The organism is Longibaculum muris (genome assembly GCF_004343035.1).
GTDB lineage: Bacteria > Bacillota_I > Bacilli_A > Erysipelotrichales > Coprobacillaceae > Longibaculum > Longibaculum muris.
Map to the genome: position 1 here is coordinate 54,279 of NZ_SMCQ01000008.1, position 20,610 is coordinate 74,888.

Genomic DNA, 20,610 nt, shown 5'->3' on the forward strand with positions numbered 1-20,610 from the left:
GCCTTTTTTATTTATTCATTTTCTTTTCTTTTTTTATAGACTACAACACCTACGACGAAAGCCATTAATGCTGTTAAAGCAAATCCAGCTAATAAGCTTTGATCTTCTGTTTTTACAACTGTTGTTTGTTGATTATCAACAATTGGTTTCTTATCATTATTATTTGGAGTTTGGTTATCATTGTTATTAGGTGTTTGATTATCATTGCTATCTGGTACTTGATTGTCATCAGAATCTTCTTTATGATCAAGATCATTGATGAAATTAATTGATGCAATATTTAATTCATCTCTATCTGATAATCCTTTAGCAAAAATTTCACCCATTCTTGTTGAATCAACAATTTTACCATTTTCAACAATGACCAAACCACCTTTCCAAGCTGGATCACTAGCTAATTGTTCTTTACCATATTGAATAGCTTTAGCAACCCAAGATGCAAATTGTGGATTATTCAAATATGGTGTATGTCCACCAATATTATAACGAATATCATTTTCTTCAATATATTTTGCAGACTTTAAAGCACCATTTAACCAACTATCAATCTTTGACATCATGACAGTTCCACCACCTAAATGCACTTGTGCTCCCAATGTATCACCACTATAAAGAACTTTATTTGTTAAATCAGCCAATTGCCCTCCTCCTGGTGTATGTTCATCAGGAATTTCAATAAATTGGAAAGTATTATCCGCAACAATTATTGTTTGCATATCTTTGATTGTTGTATAATCAAATAACTCTACTAAATCAACTCCATTTAATTTTGTATGTGGCTCATTTTCTGGCCAAACAAGTGTTGTTATTTCTTTTAACCTTTCATCCTTAGCAATCTGAGCTAAATTGTTCACATGATCACCATGATTATGTGTTAAGAAAATCTTTAATGATTCACATTTATCACCAATCACACTCTTAATCACTTGATTAATCACATTTTCACCATAGAAATCAACATCAATCATAAATGCTTCTTTTCCATCGCTACTTACATAGATAATTGGATTCTCCAAATCAGTACCATTTAACATGTACCATTTTCCTTTACCAGCATTCTCCATTTCAATCACAAAGAAGTTTCCATATTGTTTTGTAATTGGACTTTCACGTTCTGCTCTATCTGCATCAATAGCCTTTTGATCAAATCCCATGACTAATGATGTAATAGAATCATCAGCCCCTAAATCATATCCCCACCATCCATGAGAATCAATATGGAATTTCAATGATACATTTCCTTCTTGACTTGTTGCAATAACATCTGTTCCACCACGAGTCGTTTCTTGATTAAATACTTTTGAATCATAAACAGAATCCATATCATATTTTAAATTTGTTTTTGGATCCATATCATTAATTTGATCTAATAATCCTAATAACTCATCAATATATACTTTATCAAGTTTATTCTTTTGACTATCAATCACACTATATCCAGGATTAGCATCTAATAATTGTTTCACTTGTTTTACATTTGTATAGAAGTTAAGCATATTATAATAACTCATACCTGCTTCTGATTTTCCATTTAGATATTCTGAATTTAAATAAACATCTTTTAATTGAATATCAACTGTTAATGCTTTTTCTTTACTATCTTTAGTTGCCATTAAATCCTTTGTATTTAAATGAGCTTTTAATAATTCAGAGACTTTTTGGTTTGTTTTTGTTCCATCTTTTTCATATCTAGGAATAATAACTTCATTAATAGCTTTATCATAACTTGCTGTTAATTGAACACTATCATCTTTTGTTTGTTTATAAACCCAATCAATAGCATCTTTATTTAAACACATTAATCCTGTTGCACCATGATAATAAGTAGATCCTACTGTTTTAAAATCATCATCAGAATATTTGGTTTGTTTTACTTTTTTATTAATATCTAATTGACTATATCCTTTATCTTTATACATTTTAACAAGTACATCATAAGGAATTGTCACTTCTGTATAAGGACCAGTAAAATCATTTTCACCTCTATGGAACCAAATAGAAATATCATTATCAACATATGTTTGACAGTATTCCACCATTGTTTTGTACGCTTCTTTATCTTCACTTGATTTATCACCAGATACAATTGATGTATTACATGGTAGATAAGCAGTAAATAGTTGAGGTGCTTGATAAACAGCTGATGACATAAATACTCCACCTTGTGAGTTACCTACTGCATAAACTCTATTTGTATCAACTGCATAATGATCAATAAAATATTGAACAGTTTGATCAATGTCTTTGCCAGGATTATATTTATTTGGTTGGTTTTCACCTAAACATTGAATCGTCACCATAATCGTATCTTCAGGTGCGTTAGTAGAAAACGTTTTTGGTGTTAAATCAATATCTAATTCCACCCCAAAATTATCTTTTCCATATAATCTCTCGTCAGGTGTATTTGTTCGATATTGTTGTCCTCCTCCTGTACAATGAACAACCATAGGATATTTTTTATTTTTCGAATAATTTTCTGGTAAATAATATTTTACATAAATTTTATTATCTGATGTTTGACTATCTAATTTCAAATCTTTAAACTCATCAGAAGCAATATTACGAATGTTATCCTGATTAAAAGTTTTTTCTGTATCCTTTGAACTCAAGATATTACCATTTGTAGCAACAATATCTACCATTTGTTTCACTTTAAACTCACTAACATATCTTCTAAAATTTCCACCTGGAGCCGTTAAGACTCCTGCAGCAGAATGTGTATCAACATCTAAAACGATTTTATTACCATTCACGTCGATATCTTCAACTTCTATTTTTTCATTTGGATATAAGATATCTTGTATAACAAAGTCCTCTTTCTTCAAATTTTTACCATTAACATCTTCGTCATACTCTAAAGTAATTGAAGATAATGCTCTTTGTGGATAAGTTCCAAAACCTGGAATTTCTCCACACCAACTTACATCACTTACTGCGCTAATTTTAATGTTTGATGTCTCGATAGCATGAACACTGTTCATAGGTATGTAAGACAATGTTAGTGCAGTTGCAACAAAAGCTTTTGCGATTGTTTTAACAAAATCTTTTTTCATATTTTTTCCTCCCTTACTGTAACTACACTTATTTTACCATTATTGTAAGCGCTTTGATATTTTGTAAAAATAAATGAACAACGTCTTTTGAAACAAATATCAGATAAAAAAATATGTCTCATTTTTTGAGACATTAGTATATTTTTATTAAGAAGAAAAATATGTTTGTTGAAATATTCAATAAATATGATAGAATCAATAAATAAAATAAAAAAACCACTTTCGTGGTTAGGTTTCTATCTGGCTGGGGTACTTGGATTCGAACCGAGGAAATGTCAGATTCAGAGTCTGATGCCTTACCGCTTGGCTATACCCCAATCATCTACTATATTATAGAACCTTTTTTTCAAGAAGTAAAGGAGAAGTATATGAAAATCAGAACACGTTTTGCACCTAGTCCAACTGGCTATATGCATATTGGAAATTTAAGAACTGCTTTGTATTGTTATTTGATTGCTAAACATGATGGTGGTGACTTCATTTTAAGAATTGAAGATACTGACCAACAAAGAGAAGTTGAGGGAGCTATTGACTTAATCTATCAAGTGATGGAAGAAACTGGTCTCTATTATGATGAAGGTCCTGATAAAGATGGTGGTGTAGGACCATACATTCAATCTCAAAGATTACCTATTTATCATGAATATGCTCAAAAATTAATAGAATTAGGTGGTGCTCACTATTGTTTTTGTGAAGGTGAATTAGAAGGCGAAGATCCATGTATTCATTTATCACAAGAAGAAATTCAAGAAAAGTTAAACGAAGGTATTCTGCATGTTATTAGACAAACAATTCCAACAACTGGAACAACTTCTTTTGATGATGAAGTTTATGGACATATTGAAGTAGAAAATCAAACATTAAATGAAGGTATCTTAATTAAAAGTGATGGTTATCCTACATATAACTTTGCAAATGTTATTGATGATCATTTGATGAATATTACTCATGTTGTAAGAGGAAATGAATATTTATCAAGTACCCCTAAATATAATTTAATTTATAATGCTTTTGATTGGCAAATTCCTACTTATATTCATTTACCACCTGTTAATAAAGATGAAACCCATAAGTTAAGTAAACGTAATGGAGATGCTTCTTATCAGGATTTAAAGAAACAAGGTTATTTAAAAGAAGCTATTTTAAATTATATTGCTTTACTTGGTTGGTCTCCAGAAGATGAAGAAATTTTATCTTTAGATGATTTAATTCAACAGTTTAATATTGCTCATATATCTAAATCACCTGCTATTTTTGATATTGATAAGTTAAAATGGATGAATGGTGTTTATTTAAGAAATATGTCTTTAGAACAATTCCATGAATTGTTGTTACCTTATTATCAATCTATTACTAGAGATGTTGATTTATTAGAATTATCAAGAGTTTTACAACCAAGATTAGAAAAGTTATCTGATGTTGAAGAAAGTATTGATTTTATTAATGAACCACATCCATTTGATGCTAGTATTTATACACATAAAAAAATGAAAACAAATCCAGAAAATTCTTTAGAAGCATTATTACTTGTTAGAGAAAGAATTGAAAACTTTAATGAATTTGATAATGATGAAGCAATGAGTGATTTCTTTGTTAATCTTGCTAAGGAAAAAGAATTAAAGAATGGTCGTATTATGTGGCCAGTTCGTGTTGCTTTAACAAATAAGTCATTTACTCCTGGGGGAGCAGTTGAAATTGCTCATATCTTAGGTAAAGAAGAAACATTGAGAAGAATTGATCAAGCAATTATTGATTTACAACAATAACAAAAGGAATGGAAGTATAATTTATACGACCATTCCTCTTTTTGTTATTTCACTTGATTTTTCTTTTTCTTGTTGATAAGTAATGCCATAGCACACATTGATATACCTAATAATCCTATATACATTTGATATTGTGTATTGTCTGATGTTTCTACTTTTTCTTCTGTTGTTGGTTGATTGTTGTTTTGTTCAGGTTCTCCAGGTTTATTTTCATCTGGTTTGTTTTCGTCTGGTTTATCTGGTGTTACAACAATATCCACTTCTTTTTCTTCTAATTTTTCTACTGCTTCTTGTAATTTCTTTACAATTGCATCTACTGTTTCTTGTGTTGCAGTTTCATCTTTATAGATTTCTTCTGCTTCTTTTAATACTGCAGTCAATACTTCTACTGTTTCATCTGTATATAATTTTGTATCAATCGCTTTTGCTTCTTGAATAGCTTTTTCTAAAGCTTTCTTATCAGCTTTCTTGACTAATGCTTTGATGGCTGCATTTAAGTCTTCTACAGCTTTATCAACTTGTTTTTGTGTTGCATTTTCATCTACATAGATTGCTTTTACATCTTCTAATACTTTTTCTAATTCCTTAACTGTATCTTGGATGTATAATTCTTTATCTACTTCTTGTGCTTTATTGATAGCTTCTTCTAAAGCTTTCTTATCAGCTTTCTTAACTAATGCTTTGATAGCTGCATTTAAGTCTTCTACAGCTTTATCAACTTGTTTTTGTGTTGCAGTTTCATCTTCATAGATTGCTTTTACATCTTCTAATACTTTTTCTAATTCTTTTACTGTATCTTGGATGTATAATTCTTTATCTACTTCTTGTGCTTTATTGATAGCTTCTTCTAAAGCTTTCTTGTCTGCTTTTTTAACTAAACTTTCAATTGCATTTTTCAATTGTTTCTTAGCATCAAGAATTTCTTCTGGAGTTGCTTTTTTATTTTTATAAACTGCAATTACATTTTCTAATGCTTCTTGATATTTAGAAACACTTGCTGATGTATAAAGACTTGTATCGATATTTTTATTTTCATCATAGTATGCTTTTAAGTCACCTTTTAAAGACACACCATAAACTTCGAATTCCCATAAAGAATATCCAAATTCTCCTACTGGTTGAATTCCTAACATTCTTACATATCTACCAATAGTGTCAGCTTCATACTTAAATTCTTTAATACCTGCTGATCCATTTGTTACATGTGTGATATCAGTCCAGTTTTCCCCATCATTAGAAACTTGAAGCTTATATTCCTTACCACATGCTCCTTCCCAATTTAACACAATCTTTGAAATATAGTAATTATCTTGTAAATCAACATAAATCCACTCGTCATTTGATTTACGATTAGATACCCATCTTGATTGTTGATCATTAATTTTATCAGTATTTCCATCAAAGGCTAATGATGAATAATATTGTTTATTTCCATCTTTTGGATCAATAAATTCAGAGCTTGCTTTTGAAGGTTTGTTTAAAGCAATATTTGTTGTATTAGGTTTTTCTGTTAATTCACCATAGACTTCAAATTCCCATAAAGAATATCCATACTTAGCGCCAACTTTAACACCTTGCATCTTAACATATCTTCCAGTGATTAATTCATCTAGCTTAATTTCTTGAATACCTATTCCATCTGTTCGATGGATAACTTCTTGCCATGTTTCTTGATCATCAGAAACAAGAATCTTATACTCGTGTTTACTGTCTCCTTCCCAATTTAAGACAATCTTTGAAATATCATAAGTATCTTCCAAATCCACATAAATCCATTCATCATTTGAATAATCACGATTAGATACCCATCTTGATTGTTTTCCATTAATTGTTGCTGATGATCCATCAAAAGCTAATGATGAATAATATTGTTTACCTCCATCAATATATTCTGAACTTGCTTTTGAAGGTTTATTTAAAGCAATATTAATTTCTTCTGGTTCTGGTTCACTTTGTTCTCCTACAAGTGCTCCATAAACTTCAAATTCCCATATTGAATATCCAAATTTATTTACTGGTTCTACTCCCAACATTCTTACATATCTACCAGTAGTTGGTTCTTCATAATTAAATTCAGTAATTCCAGCTTTACCTTCAGTCACATGTGTGATATCTGTCCAGTTTTCTCCATCTTCTGATACTTGGAGTTTATATTCTTTAGCATATGCATCTTCCCAGTTCAAGACAATATTACTAATTTCATAAGATGCTTGTAAATCAACATAAATCCAATCATCATTATGTTTACGATCTGATGCCCATCTTGATTGGAAACTGTTCGTTTTTTCTACACTTCCATCAAAGGCATTTTTTGCTGATAGGGAACTGCTATATTCGCTGCGTGCTTTTGCAGGTTTATTTAAAGCAATATTAGATGCTGTACCGTAAACCTTGATTTCAAAGATATTAATTCCATAGTTCTTTCCACTAACAATTCTTGATTTAAGTGAATGGACTTTAATATAGCGTCCTGTCACTGCTTCATCAAAATTAATTTCATCAGTTAGAGTTTGATCAGTTTTTAATGAAGATTTGACTGTTTTCCAATTTTTATTATCAGATGAAACTTCAATCTGATAATTATCTGAACATGCAGCTTCCCAATTAATGACAACTGCATTCATATTTGATTCTTTTCCTAAATCAATACTAATCCATTCATCATTTGAATCACGTTTTGATGCCCATCTTGTAGAAGTATCACCATCTACTGCTAAACTTCCAACAAGTGATGAATCAACATTAGAAATAGAACTTGTCGTAGTTGGTTGATTTAATGAAAGAAGTTTTCCTTCATTAAATGTTAATTCTTTAATTTGATAATGTTTGTCCTTAGCAGATTTCATGACAATCTTTACATAATGACAAATCTTACCAATATTAATTGTTTCTTCTTTTCCTTTTCCATCTTTAACAGATGAGATTAATTGATAATCTTCTCCATCTTGAGAAATATAAACATCATACTCAGTTGCATATTGATCACCCCATAAGATGTTCATGTCTTTGATATATTGATCTGTACCTGTAAATACAGAAACCCATTCATCTTTGTTTCCTTGACTTTCCCAATATGTTGATGTATTTTCATCTACAACATATTTAGGTGAGTGTCCTTCTGTGTAGCTGCTTGCTACATATCTTGCATCTTCACCTTCAGATAGAGTGATAGATTGACCCGCATATGGTAATGCGCGTGTTGTAAATACAGTTGATGTATTTACTTCATCATAAGATAAATCAACATGAACTGTTCTATGAGCAACATAATCATTGGCAGCTACTGTGATTTCTCTTTGTTGTTTTGATTCATCAATCATTACACTACAAGGTTGATCTACTGTAATTGTATAACCTGGTTTGTATTCCAAAGTACCTGCTTTATAGAAATTGATTTGTGTTTGTTTCAATCCATCATGACGAACTGCTTGAATTTCTTTAGTATTGCTTACAATTGTCACTGGGATATCATTAGCATATTCACTTACATTTTCAGCTGTTGTATTAGGTACAACAATATATGCATAACTTGCATCTACTGGTTTCACACCATGATCTAACCACGCAGTGAAAGTTGCAGGTGTTGATTTCTTTTTATCCTCTGGCCATAATGATGGGTTATCTGCTTGTAATGCATTACTTACAACAACTTTTTCTTCTTTAGGGAAAACATAACCAACTTTATCATTATATAACCACTTTGTTGTATATTCTTTTTTCTTTGTTCCTTCTGCCACTTTTTGATTGTTTACAATGACATTATCTGCTTCACTTTGATTTAATGTTGTATTAATCGCAACACTTTCTTTAGAAGTAATTCCTGCACCTAATGCAACAAATTCATCATCAAAGAAGAAATATCCTTTCGATGCTTGGGTATTTTTCTTATTCATTGCATAAGAAGTAGCACCGTATTTCCCATTTGTTACACCAATCATATGATCAGTTCCGTTTGTAAAACGTCCTGAGTTTGCATAATCCTTAACAATACGAGCTGCTGTTGTTGTTCCAGGACAATGTGCCCAATCGTAAGTTGGGAAAACATTTGTATATTCATCACCATCAACTGTAATTGTTGAAGCAGCTGATGATGTCCAGTAAATAAGTTGTCCTTCATCTTTTCCAGCTGGCCAACTTCCACGCCATTCTCCACCAATGACACTCTTAGAATCCATCTTGATATTGACACCATAGCCATCTCTCATATGAGATGCATAACCAGATCTCCACATGTAATAGTTTCCATCTTTGCCATTTGATGTTGTTTTTCCTTCAATGTTATCTAATACTTTCTGATATTCATTGGCTCTTAATGGGTCTGAATCAATCATTCTCTTTAATGGTTCAATATATTCAGCCGCATAATTCTTATATCCAACTTCATATTTATATGGACGATATCCAAGATATAATTCCATGATATCTCCTCTGATTGTCCAGCTTGTTCCATTGAGCATATAGTTACCCATTCTTGTCACAACTTCTTGATTGATTGCAAACTCTGTTCCACGTAACATATAAATCCAGAAACTCATATCTCTAAACATAGACATTCCATATCCGTTTGAATAGAATTGACGTCCATGCATATAATAACTGTTATCTACTTGTACTGCTTCAGCTGTTACATCATCTTCTTGAGTTAATAAACAATAATCTAAATAGTCAGTAACCATTTCTTTTAACTTTTTAGCATCATTAGTCAACAATGCATGATATACCCAGTTTTGATCACGCCATAATTCATTTTGACCAGTACCATATTTTACAGGTTCTCTCTCTAAAAGTTTAGTAAGCATTATATCTTGTGCTTCTTGACTAATAATTCCATCCATGAATAAAGCAATACGAGAAAAACGTAATTGCACTCCAACTTCATTTTCCCACCAGTTTTTAGAATATGGTCCATCAGGTTTGTTATCACGTTTTCCCTGAGTTGACCAATATTTAATAGCCTTGTCAAGTCCATTTTTAGCTGCTTCACTGTGATACAAAGCATTGCCTTCCTTATGGTAAGCTATAGCAATTGCTTGTAATCTATCCAATGCTAAATATGGTGACCAAGCGGCTCCATTAGCTGCATTGTTGTGAGCATTGTAATCTACATCTTCAAAAGCTCCTTCCTCATTGATAAGCTTAAGATAATCTTCAGCTTGACTCACATAGCATGTTTCTACTTTAGCACCATCATCAATTGTATCAAGTGCTAAGAAATACTCTTTCAATCTACTTTTAATCAGGTTCATATCAGTTTGAGATGTTGCCCTCACAACACTTCCCTGACCAAAAATAAGACTTAAAATAAGTGTTAAAACTAAAATAATCTTATTCGTCTTTTTTAACATATCCTTTTCCTCCATATGTGTAATCGCTTACCTTACATATACATTTTTAATGAAAATTACTTGAATTTCAATTCTCATTTACTTGAAAATTCAAAAAAAGAGATTCTTTCTTTAACCTAAAGAATCTCTTTCGACAATTTTCACACTTAATAAACGTGTCATAGGGACATCATCCTTACGATGTATACGATCCATTAAATTAGATACAGCTACCTGTCCCATTAGTTCTTTTTGAACCTGTACGGTTGTGATTTGAGGAACTGATTTAACACATAGAGGTGTATCATCAAAACCAACAACACTTATATCTTCTGGTACCTTTATTCCCATCTGGGTCAAAGCAAGTATAACTGCAAAAGCATTAGAGTCATTAGCACAAACAAGAACCTCTGGTAATTGCTTTGAACTCAGTATTTTTACAATCTCTAAAATATTATTAGACAAAATATATTTTTCTATATCTTGTGTAAAAGAATATTCATTGATATATTGATCAATATCATCCATATTAACAACTTGATTTTTAATAAGAGATTGCTTATATCCCATAAAACGATCCTGAAAACTAAATGAATAACTCAAATCACCAAAAAAGCCAATCTTTTGAAAACCTTTTTTAATAATATGACTTGTCATCATATATCCACCTTGTTTATTATGTGTTAAAACACAATCACATGAATCTCCTAATGACGTAAAATCAACTAACACTACAGGAATACCTGTCTTTTTTAAAGTTGATAAGTTATCATCAGATATCTTACCAACCACCAAAATACCAGCTACTTTTCTTTCATCAATACATTCTGGAATAATAAATTCATTATCCTCAAAATAATTCAATATCGAAAAATATCCAAAAGTCTTAGCTTGTTCCACAATTGAACGCAAAACAATCGAATAAAAATGTCCTGTATCAGCATAATAACTTTGCATTAAAACACAAATATTTGTTTTAGAAAATACAGACAAATATTTTCTTTTCTGATTAATATAACCCATTTCATCCGCTGTACGTAAAATTTCCAAACGCATCTCATCACTTACCCCTGGCTTATCATTCAACGCTATTGAAACTGCATTAATTGATATACCAAGACGATTAGCAATATCTTTCATTGTTATTTTCATGATATTAATCCTCTCATATTTTTGTCCTTCCCATTATAACATAAAAGTCAATAAGACACCCTCATTTATCCTATTGACTTAACACATCTACAATCCAATACTTATTATAATTCTTCTCCATTTGTTTTAATCACATGTTTAAACCATTCAAATGATTTCTTTTTAATTCTTTTCATATCTTTTAAATCTTTATTATCTCTATTGACATAAACAAAACCATAACGTTTTTTCATTTGTGCACGACTACTTAAAATATCAATAGGTCCCCATGATAAATAGCCACGACAATCTACACCTTCATCAATCGCAAGTTTCATTTGCTCAATATGTTTTCTCATATAATCAATACGATAATCATCAATAATTTCACCATTTTCATTCATCTGATCATCATATCCAAAACCATTTTCAACAATATAGATTGGCATTTCATAACGATCATATAATTGACGTAAAGTAATTCTTAAACCAATTGGATCAACAGTCCATCCAAATTCAGACATTTCTAAATATGGATTCTTCTTAATCACAACATCTTTTTCATTAGTTAAGCTTAATTCCCCATAATGAGAAATTGTTGACATATAATAACTAATAGATAAATAATCAGTTTTCCCTTTTTCTAAGATTTCAAAATCACCCTCTAATATTTCTGGTAATGTTCCTTCATTTTTCATATTTGCATAATAATATGAATTATAATGACCTCTCGCAAAAACATCTAAGAATACATAAGCTTCACTTTGAGCTTTCATACTTTCTAAAGTATCTAAAGGATGGCATGTTTCTGGATAGCTTTGAACAACTGTGGCCATCCCCATAACTTTACATCCTTTTTGATGAATATATTCATTAACTAAACTATGAGCAATTAAGGTATTGTGCATAATTTGATTATCAAAAGTTTGAGGATTCATCCCTTCAGGACAAATACCACCAAAAAACATCTTTGGACCTTTTTGTAAAATTCCATTTTGTTCATTAAAGATAATCCATTTATTCACTTTTGAAGCATAACGATCTACAATCTTTTTACATAATTCTACGAAAATATCCACAACTTTTCGACTTGCAAAACCATTATACTTTTCTTGTAAATAAACTGGCATTTCAAAATGATATAATGTTGGAATTGGTTCAATCCCTCTTTTTAATAACTCATCAATAAATTCATCATAAAATTCAAATCCAGCCTCATTATAAGTCTTTTCATCACTCATCATACGAGACCAATCAATTGAAAAACGATAAGCATTGAATCCCATTTCTTGATATAAATCAAAATCTTCTTTATATCTATGATAAGTATCTATACCATCTTTAAAATCAGAAAATTCACCAGTTGTTGTTAAATCACAAACAGCAGGAACTTTTCCACCTTCGTTATATCCACCTTCACTTTGGTGAGCAGTTACTGCCCCACCCCATAAAAAATCTTTTCTTAACATCACTTTTTCTCCTTTGTCCATAACAAATAAGTTTTATAGTTTCATTACATTTTTAACTACACGCTTATTATGTCAATACTTCACTTGAATAACAAGTCTCATTTACTTGAAAAAACAACGTTTATACTTGAATTTATCAAAATGTTTATTTCAAATCTCTTTTTAAACACTTTTATTTCTTCTTAAATATTACCTATATAAAATGACGCCTACCTAAGCGTCATTTTATGTTTCAAAATATAAATCAGTTTAAACCTTACTTCTTTTCTTTTTCTTGTTGATAAGTAATGCCATAGCACACATTGATATACCTAATAATCCTATATACATTTGATATTGTGTATTGTCTGATGTTTCTACTTTTTCTTCTGTTGTTGGTTGATTGTTGTTTTGTTCAGGTTCTCCAGGTTTATTTTCATCTGGTTTGTTTTCATCTGGTTTGTTTTCATCTGGTTTATCTGGTGTTACAACAATATCCACTTCTTTTTCTTCTAATTTTTCTACTGCTTCTTGTAATTTCTTTACAATTGTATCTACTGTTTCTTGTGTTGCAGTTTCATCTTTATAGATTTCTTCTGCTTCTTTTAATACTGCAGTCAATTCTTCTACTGTTTCATCTGTATATAATTTTGTATCAATCGCTTTTGCTTCTTGAATAGCTTTTTCTAAAGCTTTCTTATCAGCTTTCTTGACTAATGCTTTGATTGCTGCATTTAAGTCTTCTACAGCTTTATCAACTTGTTTTTGTGTTGCATCTTTATTTTCATATATCTTTTCTACTTGAGATAAAACCATATTTAATTTTTGAATACTTACCTTAGTATACAATTTGTTATCAATTGCTTTTGCCTGATTAATAATTGTTTGTAAAAGAGCAGTATCAGCACGTTCGACTAATGATGTCATACTCGTTTGTAATTGTGATAAAACTTTTGTGACATCTTCAGTAGATACATTTTCATCTTCTAATACAATCTTCGCTTGACTCAATACATTTATCAATACTTTATAACTTGTTGAAGTATATAAAGAAGAATCAAGTTTTTCTGCCTCATCTATAACCTTTTTTAAAACTGTTTTATCAGCTTTTAAAATCAAATTTTTATATGTCATTTCTAAACTTTGAGAAACTGTTTGAATTTCATCCAAAGTAGCTGCTTCATTTTCTAAAACTATTTTTACTTGAGCTAAAATCAAGGCAAAATCTTTATAACTATCAGGTGTATAAAGTGATTCATCTAAAGCCTGATATTTTTCATACAATGACTGTAAATTTGCTTTACACGATTTTCCATAAACTTCAATTTCATAAAGTGAATACCCATATCCTGTTCCTCTTTGAATACCCTGCATTCTTACATAGCGAACTGTTGTTTCTTTTAGGTAAATATTTTCAATATGACCTTGTCCATTTTCTTGGTGATATAATTCAAAGAAATTTTCTCCATCTAATGAACCTTGAAGTAAATATTTTTTACCATATGCTGTTTCCCAATTTAATGTAATTTGATCTATTGTATACAATCCATGTAAATCAATTGTTATAAATTCAGTATCTTTTGCTTCTGATGCCCATCTCGTATTCAGTTTTCCATCAATTGTATATTTAGGATTATTACTATCAGTTTGACTTGATGCAGTTGCAGTTTTATTAAGTGCGATATTTTCAACATCTTGATTTGAAATCGTAACAAATAATTCGCCTTCTTTACCACTACCATCTGTTGCTTTAGCAACTACCTTGACAGTACCATTATTTTTTGGAGTTAAGATACCATTTTGAGAAATAGTCGCAATATCTGTTTCTTTTCCATCCACATCATAAACATTCCAAATAACATCTTTAACCGTTGCATTTTCAGGAGTTATCTTGGCATATAATTGTAATTGTTTATTTTTCTTTGTAATTTCATTTTTATCAGAATCTGATGACAATTGAATGTTTTGAACATATGTCTTTTCATATGGATTTCCATAAACCTGGAACTCCCACAATGAACTTCCATATTGTCCACTTCTTTTTTCACATTGCATTCTCACATAACGAGCTGGTTTTTGTTCAAATGTTTTTTCTTCAATTTGTCCTTTCCCATCTTTTTCAACATACAAATCAGTAAAATTCACATTATCCAACGAACCTTGAATTTTATATTTTGATGGAAAAGCTTCCCAATATAAAACAACTTTATTAACATTATAAACATCTCCCAAATCCACAGTGATCCAATGATTATCATTTTGGATACCAGATGCCCAACGCGTATCTACTTTCCCATCAAAAGCATTTTTCACTGGATTTGCACCCTCTTGATTAGAAGCAAAACATGTTTTTTGATATGCTAAATTATCTTTATCTTGATTTTCAATTGTAACAAGAAGTTCACCCTGTTTTTGACTACCATCAACTGCTTTAGCAACAACCTTTACCTTCCCATTAGCATGAGGAATTAACTTTCCTGAAGATGTAATCTCAGCTAATTGAGTTTCTTTTCCTAATTCATCATAAACATACCATTCAACTCTTTGATCTGTTGCATTTTCAGGATGAATATGAGCTGTTAATTGTAATGGTCGATCTTTAGTTGTAATTTTATTTTCAGAGTTTTCTGAAGTTATTTCAATTGATGTTATTGCTTGATCAATTTGATAATTTCCATAAACATCAAATTCATAAAGAGAACATCCATAATGAGATTTTTCATCAGTATAAATACGAACATATCTTGCAGATTTAGCTTCATCATATTCAAATCGAACAACTTTTTTTGAATTTCCTTCATCTTTAATAGTACTAATCGTTTCCCATTTATCCGCATCATCTGATATTTGAATTTGATATTGAGGTGGACGTGCATCTTCCCAATTTAAAACAATTGTGTTCACATCAGCTATTGACCCCAAATCAACATAAATCCAAGGATGTGCTTCTGAACTATTTGCTATCCAACGTGTTGTAACATCACCATCAACAGCTAATGAACCTTGATGATTGTCACCAACTGAAGATGTAACAACTTTTTTATCTTGAGACAAACTTGCTAGAGTCTGACCAGTAATCGTTACAATCTTTTCTCCAACAACACCACTTCCATCAATTGTTTTTGCTATAATTTTTACTTTCCCATTTTTCTTTACTGTTAAAAGCCCATCTTTAGTCATTGTTGCCTTATCTGTAGAATTTCCAGATTCATCAACTACTGCCCAAATAATTCGACAATCCATAACATTTTGTGGCTGAATAATCGCATGATATTGTTCAACTTGATCTTTTTGATTAATCACATCCACGCCATCAATCATCACACTACTAATTAATTCAGTTCCTGCATCAGGTAAAATTTCAGCACTTGAGCTAGCAACTAAAACATCATTTATAAAAGTTTTTTCTCCATCATAAGTTACATGACTATTAGCAGGTGCTAAAACAATCACACGTGCTGAATCGGCCAACATCTTAAAACTTTGTTTTCCAGTTACATTTTTAACTAAATAAGTTCCAGTTACAGAATCATATAAATCATAAGATTTATTTCCTAAATCTATTTCAACATTACAACTTTCCATATTAGGATTGTAATATAAATAACTTTGATACATATCATCTTGATAATAATCTGTTTTATTACAATCTAATTGTAAAATATTTTCAACATTTGTTTGATGTACTAACGCTCCTAAAAAGCCAGTATAGAAACCACCATACAGACCAAAGTTCGTTGTATTTTCTCCAGCCATCCAACCACTTGTTGCATTAGCTTTAGCATCTCCAGTTGCATAGAAATTTTGTCCATGATCATTTTTTCTTAATGATTCATAAGCCAAAACATTTTCTTCTTTTTTTCCTTTATAATCACCATCTGTTTGATGTTCTTCACTCCATTCACTTGGTAAGAAGTATTTGCAGTTATTGGCAATATTATTAGCCCATTTACCAGCCATTCTTGCATAGCTAGGATCATATTTTGCAGCTGGTAAAATAGAAGTCATTGGGTATGCTGAATTAAAGAAATATGAATACCCATTATTTGGTTCACCAGTCATACCATAAACGTCAATACCATCTTGTGAATAATTGACACCACCCCAGTTTCTTACTGAACTGCTGCTATTTGTTGTTATCCATTTAATATATTTAGATGTATCATAATTTGTTCCTTGTTCTGCATTCATCATTGTTGATAAATAAACAGCATCAATTAACATATTTTCATAATATGGATTTTTTTCTAGTTGTTCTAGATAATCCATGCAATATTTTGAATACTCTAAATAATGATTTGCACTTTTAGAATCAGTATCTTTAAAAATTTTATAAGCATAATAAAGAATATTTGCTGTTCCTACTGCTGCATCTGGTTGAACCCTTCCCTGCCCTGGATTTTTTACTGGTTTCATATCCTTGAAATTGTAACCTTGAATATTAAAATCACATTTTTTAGGATCACCATTTCCTAAATTTTCAACCATCTTACACATTTTATCGGCTACCTTCTTTTGTAAATCCAAAACTAATTCAGGTCGCCAATCAGGATTTAATTCAGCTAATCTAAAGAAATTTTGATTAGCTATTAACATATACCAAAAATCGTCAAATGCTTGATATGCACCTGGCATATTTTGTAATTCACTCATAGAACCGTTAGGAACATTTGTAAAAATATTTGTTCCATCCACTGTCCAAAAAAACTTTAATGCATTATCTAAATAAGTTTCATATTCAAAATCCAATTTTCCGACTTCATCAACAACATCTTTTGACACTTGCGCTTTTAATTCTTGAGGTAATTGTTTATTCATATCAATCCCCATTAATGATGCAGCAATCAATGCACTTGTAACAGAGATAGATTCTTGATCATCTTCACCATCATGAACTCTATTGACCAAAGGTCTATTCTCACCATAAAATGCTGGAATCATATATCCACCATATTTATCATCACGATAAATAGTAGAAAATGTTCTACCTTTTTTGACTGAGAACTCTGTTTTTTTCGAGAAATCTGTTGCTGTATAATCAAAAATAAAATCATTTAACTCTTTTCCTCTTTTTAACCAGTCAATAATTTTATAATTGCTTGGAGAATTAGGCATTTTTTCAATTGTATCAATACTCTGTTGTTTTAAATTTCTCCCTTGCCTCGTTTCCTCTGCATAACACATTGTTACTTGACTTAAAGCAATAGCTGTTACACAAATTGTACTTAATATTTTTTTCCCTTTCAATTTAATCATCCTTTCTTTACCTTCTATTATTTCAACATTTGATAATCTAAACAATTAGCATTTACTTGAAAACCATATCATTTTACTTGAATGATATAGTTTTTCTTATAATGAGATGCTATAATCGAATAAACGAGGTGAAAAAAATGTCGAACACTGTAACAATGAAAGATATTGCTCAAAAATTAAATGTTTCTATTAATGCTGTATCGATTGCTTTGAATGATAAAGAAGGTGTTTCTACTGAATTAAGGATGCAAATTCTAGAAGCAGCTACTGAAATGAATTACCCTTTTAAAAAGTTAAATGTCAAAGATACTTTAAAAAATAAAACTCTTGTTGTTATGATTGAAGATAAAAAAAGAGATGATCTTCATTATTATCTCGATTTATTAAAATATATTATTGATGAAGCGCATATCTTTGGTTATCGTATTTTCACTGAATTTTATAACTTTAAAAACTTTGTTACACCAAAATGTATTAGTGAATACCATGTAGCTGGCATCGTTGTTTTAGGAAAAATTAGTGATGAAATCATTTATGCTTTACGATTATATAATCAAAAGATTATATGTGTAAATCATTCTATCCCATATTTCAATGTTGATACAATTATTACCAATAATTTTTTAGGTGGTTATGTAAGCTGTGAATACCTGATCAAAAAAGGCTATAGAAACATTGGTTTTGTCGGTGAAGTAGAAAGTTCGAAAAATTTTAAGGAGAGATATCAAGGTTATCGTCAATGTATGATTAATCATTTTCATCCTAAAAAACATGAGTTCATATGTTTAACTAAAGGTATTGAAAAGGCGGTTTTAAACAATGATTATCGTTATATTCAAAAAATGTTATTAACTTATCGGCAAATGCCTCAAGCATTTGTTTGTGTTAATGATCGAAATGCTGCAATTGTAATTAAAGCATTACAATATAATGGATATAAAATACCTGAAGATATTAAAATTATTGGATATGATAATATGGAATTTTCTAAATCTCATTATCCAGCATTATCAACCTTAGAAGTCAATCGACAAACAATTGCAAAAAAAGTAATTCGCAGAATCCATGAAATGATTCATGAAAACACTATCCCAGAAACAATTATGTTATCACCACAAGTTATAGAAAGAGAATCAACTTTATGAGAAATCGTAAAGTTTTTTTTTGTAAACAAAAAAATACCGTTTCTTCATTTAAGTATGACTCTCTTTATGCATTGTTCTTTGATTACATAAATAATTTTTTTAAAATACTATGTTCCTTTTAAATCCAATTTTTATTATGTAAACAATTTAACACAATAATAAACCTTGTTTACTTAAAAAATAAAAACTTTCAAGTAAAGATTGTTATTGTATAAAAATTATGATACGATTGTTTTGTCACGATATAGCGACAGTAAAGAAAGAGAGGAGATTTTATGGAACAATATTTTTTAGAAACTGATCAATGTCAATTGAAAGTTTATTCTATTAACCCTGCACAAAGTCACACTGCTATACTATTTTTACATGGTGGACCAGGTAGTGGTGCAATGGCACTTATGGGATTACCAGCATTTCAATTATTAAGTCAAAATTTTCATTGTCTTTATTTTGATCAAAGAGGTTGTGGAGATTCAATATATGATTTAAAGAAAGGATTATCTATTGAACAGATTACTAGTGATGTTTTACATGTTATTCAAGATAGCTTGCAACGTTTTCATATTCAAAAGTTCTATCTATGGGGTGGTTCATTTGGAGGATATCTTGCATGTTTATGTCTAGAAAAATTTCACAATGAATTATCAGGAATTATTCTTAGTAGTCCTGCAATCACTTTTCATCGTCAACAAGCTTTATCTTTTTATCAAGCTATGCAATCTCAATATAATCAAAGATTGGGAGAAAATCATTTTCTTCAATCAATATCTTTATCGCCTGAAGATTTCTTTAAACAAGATGATGTGAGAGAATTTATCTTTAGTGTAAACAATCCATCACATTCTTTACAGCATATCTGTGCGATGTCAGATTGGTTTTTTCAACACCATTTTCATAATTTTTTTACTCACCTTTCTTTGCCACTATTAATCATGCAAGGAGAAGATGACCCTATTTGTCAATATCAATATATCGATAATGAAGTCTCTCATCTTAAAAATAGAGAATATCATCTCTATGAAAACTGTGGTCATGAAATATTCTGTGATTGCAAAGAAGATTTTGTAAAAACAATAACTGAATTTATAAGGAGGAATGAACAATGTTAGTTTATATTTGTTGTGCTGGAGGAGCGACTTCAAGTCTATTTTGTCAAAAAATTGGTCAAGCTTCTTCACAAAAAGTTTTAGTTGAAGATATTTTTTCAGTCTTAAAAAATTTAGATACACTGATGGATTCGTATGATATGATTTTGGCTTATGGTCCTGTAGAATTTCTTAATAAAAGAACTGTTCAAGAATGGCAACTCGATAAAAAAATTGCCAGCATCTGGATAGCACCACAAGTTCGTTATTTAAAAGAAATGGTTGATAAAGTTTTTAATAATTATCATATTCCTGTTCACCTTATTGATATGCGTGCTTTTGGAACCATGAATGGGCAAAAAGCTTTAGATGACATTCTTAATAACTTATGATACAATTTCC

Annotated in this window: 9 protein-coding genes and 1 tRNA gene; 4 read left to right on the forward strand and 6 right to left on the reverse strand. The window is 30.3% G+C overall.

The genetic code is table 11. The annotated features are described in order from the left end of the window. Nucleotides 1-11: 11 nt before the first annotated feature. Nucleotides 12-3,053, reverse strand: a complete 3,042-nt coding sequence (locus EDD60_RS07295) for an MBL fold metallo-hydrolase (protein WP_132226344.1) — start codon at nt 3,051-3,053, stop codon at nt 12-14. Between the two features lie 241 nt (nt 3,054-3,294). Then, nucleotides 3,295-3,370 (reverse strand) — tRNA-Gln (locus EDD60_RS07300). 51 nt (nt 3,371-3,421) lie between these two features. Between EDD60_RS07300 and gltX the strand changes: the two genes are divergently transcribed. Continuing rightward, nucleotides 3,422-4,819, forward strand: a complete 1,398-nt coding sequence (gltX, locus tag EDD60_RS07305) for a glutamate--tRNA ligase (protein WP_066450470.1) — start codon at nt 3,422-3,424, stop codon at nt 4,817-4,819. A gap of 44 nt (nt 4,820-4,863) precedes the next feature. Here gltX and EDD60_RS07310 read toward each other — a convergent pair whose 3' ends face one another. The 4 genes from EDD60_RS07310 to EDD60_RS16430 form a co-directional block, all read right to left on the reverse strand. After that, nucleotides 4,864-10,164, reverse strand: a complete 5,301-nt coding sequence (locus EDD60_RS07310) for a galactose-binding domain-containing protein (RefSeq protein ID WP_132226345.1) — start codon at nt 10,162-10,164, stop codon at nt 4,864-4,866. Between the two features lie 111 nt (nt 10,165-10,275). Continuing rightward, the gene (locus tag EDD60_RS07315) at nt 10,276-11,295 is read right to left on the reverse strand and encodes a LacI family DNA-binding transcriptional regulator (protein WP_066450094.1); all 1,020 of its coding nucleotides are present in this window, start codon (nt 11,293-11,295) and stop codon (nt 10,276-10,278) included. A 104-nt stretch (nt 11,296-11,399) separates the two neighbouring features. Then, nucleotides 11,400-12,743 carry a glycoside hydrolase family 1 protein gene (locus EDD60_RS07320; protein ID WP_066450095.1) on the reverse strand — a complete coding sequence of 448 codons (1,344 nt, stop codon included), beginning with the start codon at nt 12,741-12,743 and terminating at the stop codon, nt 11,400-11,402. A 249-nt stretch (nt 12,744-12,992) separates the two neighbouring features. Then, nucleotides 12,993-17,978: a discoidin domain-containing protein gene (locus EDD60_RS16430; RefSeq protein WP_243646653.1), complete on the reverse strand. Its 4,986-nt coding sequence runs from the start codon at nt 17,976-17,978 to the stop codon at nt 12,993-12,995. Nucleotides 17,979-18,115: 137 nt separating this feature from the next. Between EDD60_RS16430 and EDD60_RS07345 the strand changes: the two genes are divergently transcribed. The 3 genes from EDD60_RS07345 (at nt 18,116) to EDD60_RS07355 (ending at nt 20,600) form a co-directional block, all read left to right on the forward strand. Further along, a complete protein-coding gene (locus tag EDD60_RS07345; RefSeq protein ID WP_066448732.1) occupies nt 18,116-19,123 on the forward strand; it encodes a LacI family DNA-binding transcriptional regulator in 1,008 nt (335 codons plus the stop codon). 275 nt (nt 19,124-19,398) lie between these two features. Continuing rightward, on the forward strand, nt 19,399-20,232 hold the full coding sequence (locus EDD60_RS07350; protein ID WP_066448728.1) for an alpha/beta fold hydrolase: 834 nt from the start codon (nt 19,399-19,401) through the stop codon (nt 20,230-20,232). Then, nucleotides 20,226-20,600 carry a PTS sugar transporter subunit IIB gene (locus EDD60_RS07355; protein ID WP_066448725.1) on the forward strand — a complete coding sequence of 125 codons (375 nt, stop codon included), beginning with the start codon at nt 20,226-20,228 and terminating at the stop codon, nt 20,598-20,600. The genes EDD60_RS07350 and EDD60_RS07355 overlap by 7 nt, the downstream gene beginning before the upstream one ends. The last annotated feature ends 10 nt before the right edge of the window (nt 20,601-20,610 follow it).

Bases quoted from the DNA above. Each gene is read 5' to 3' on its own strand.
- EDD60_RS07295 (WP_132226344.1), bottom strand. From the start codon at position 3,053: ATGAAAAAAGATTTTGTTAAAACAATCGCAAAAGCTTTTGTTGCAACT.
- gltX (WP_066450470.1), top strand. From the start codon at position 3,422: ATGAAAATCAGAACACGTTTTGCACCTAGTCCAACTGGCTATATGCAT.
- EDD60_RS07310 (WP_132226345.1), bottom strand. From the start codon at position 10,164: ATGTTAAAAAAGACGAATAAGATTATTTTAGTTTTAACACTTATTTTA.
- EDD60_RS07315 (WP_066450094.1), bottom strand. From the start codon at position 11,295: ATGAAAATAACAATGAAAGATATTGCTAATCGTCTTGGTATATCAATT.
- EDD60_RS07320 (WP_066450095.1), bottom strand. From the start codon at position 12,743: ATGTTAAGAAAAGATTTTTTATGGGGTGGGGCAGTAACTGCTCACCAA.
- EDD60_RS16430 (WP_243646653.1), bottom strand. From the start codon at position 17,978: ATGATTAAATTGAAAGGGAAAAAAATATTAAGTACAATTTGTGTAACA.
- EDD60_RS07345 (WP_066448732.1), top strand. From the start codon at position 18,116: ATGTCGAACACTGTAACAATGAAAGATATTGCTCAAAAATTAAATGTT.
- EDD60_RS07350 (WP_066448728.1), top strand. From the start codon at position 19,399: ATGGAACAATATTTTTTAGAAACTGATCAATGTCAATTGAAAGTTTAT.
- EDD60_RS07355 (WP_066448725.1), top strand. From the start codon at position 20,226: ATGTTAGTTTATATTTGTTGTGCTGGAGGAGCGACTTCAAGTCTATTT.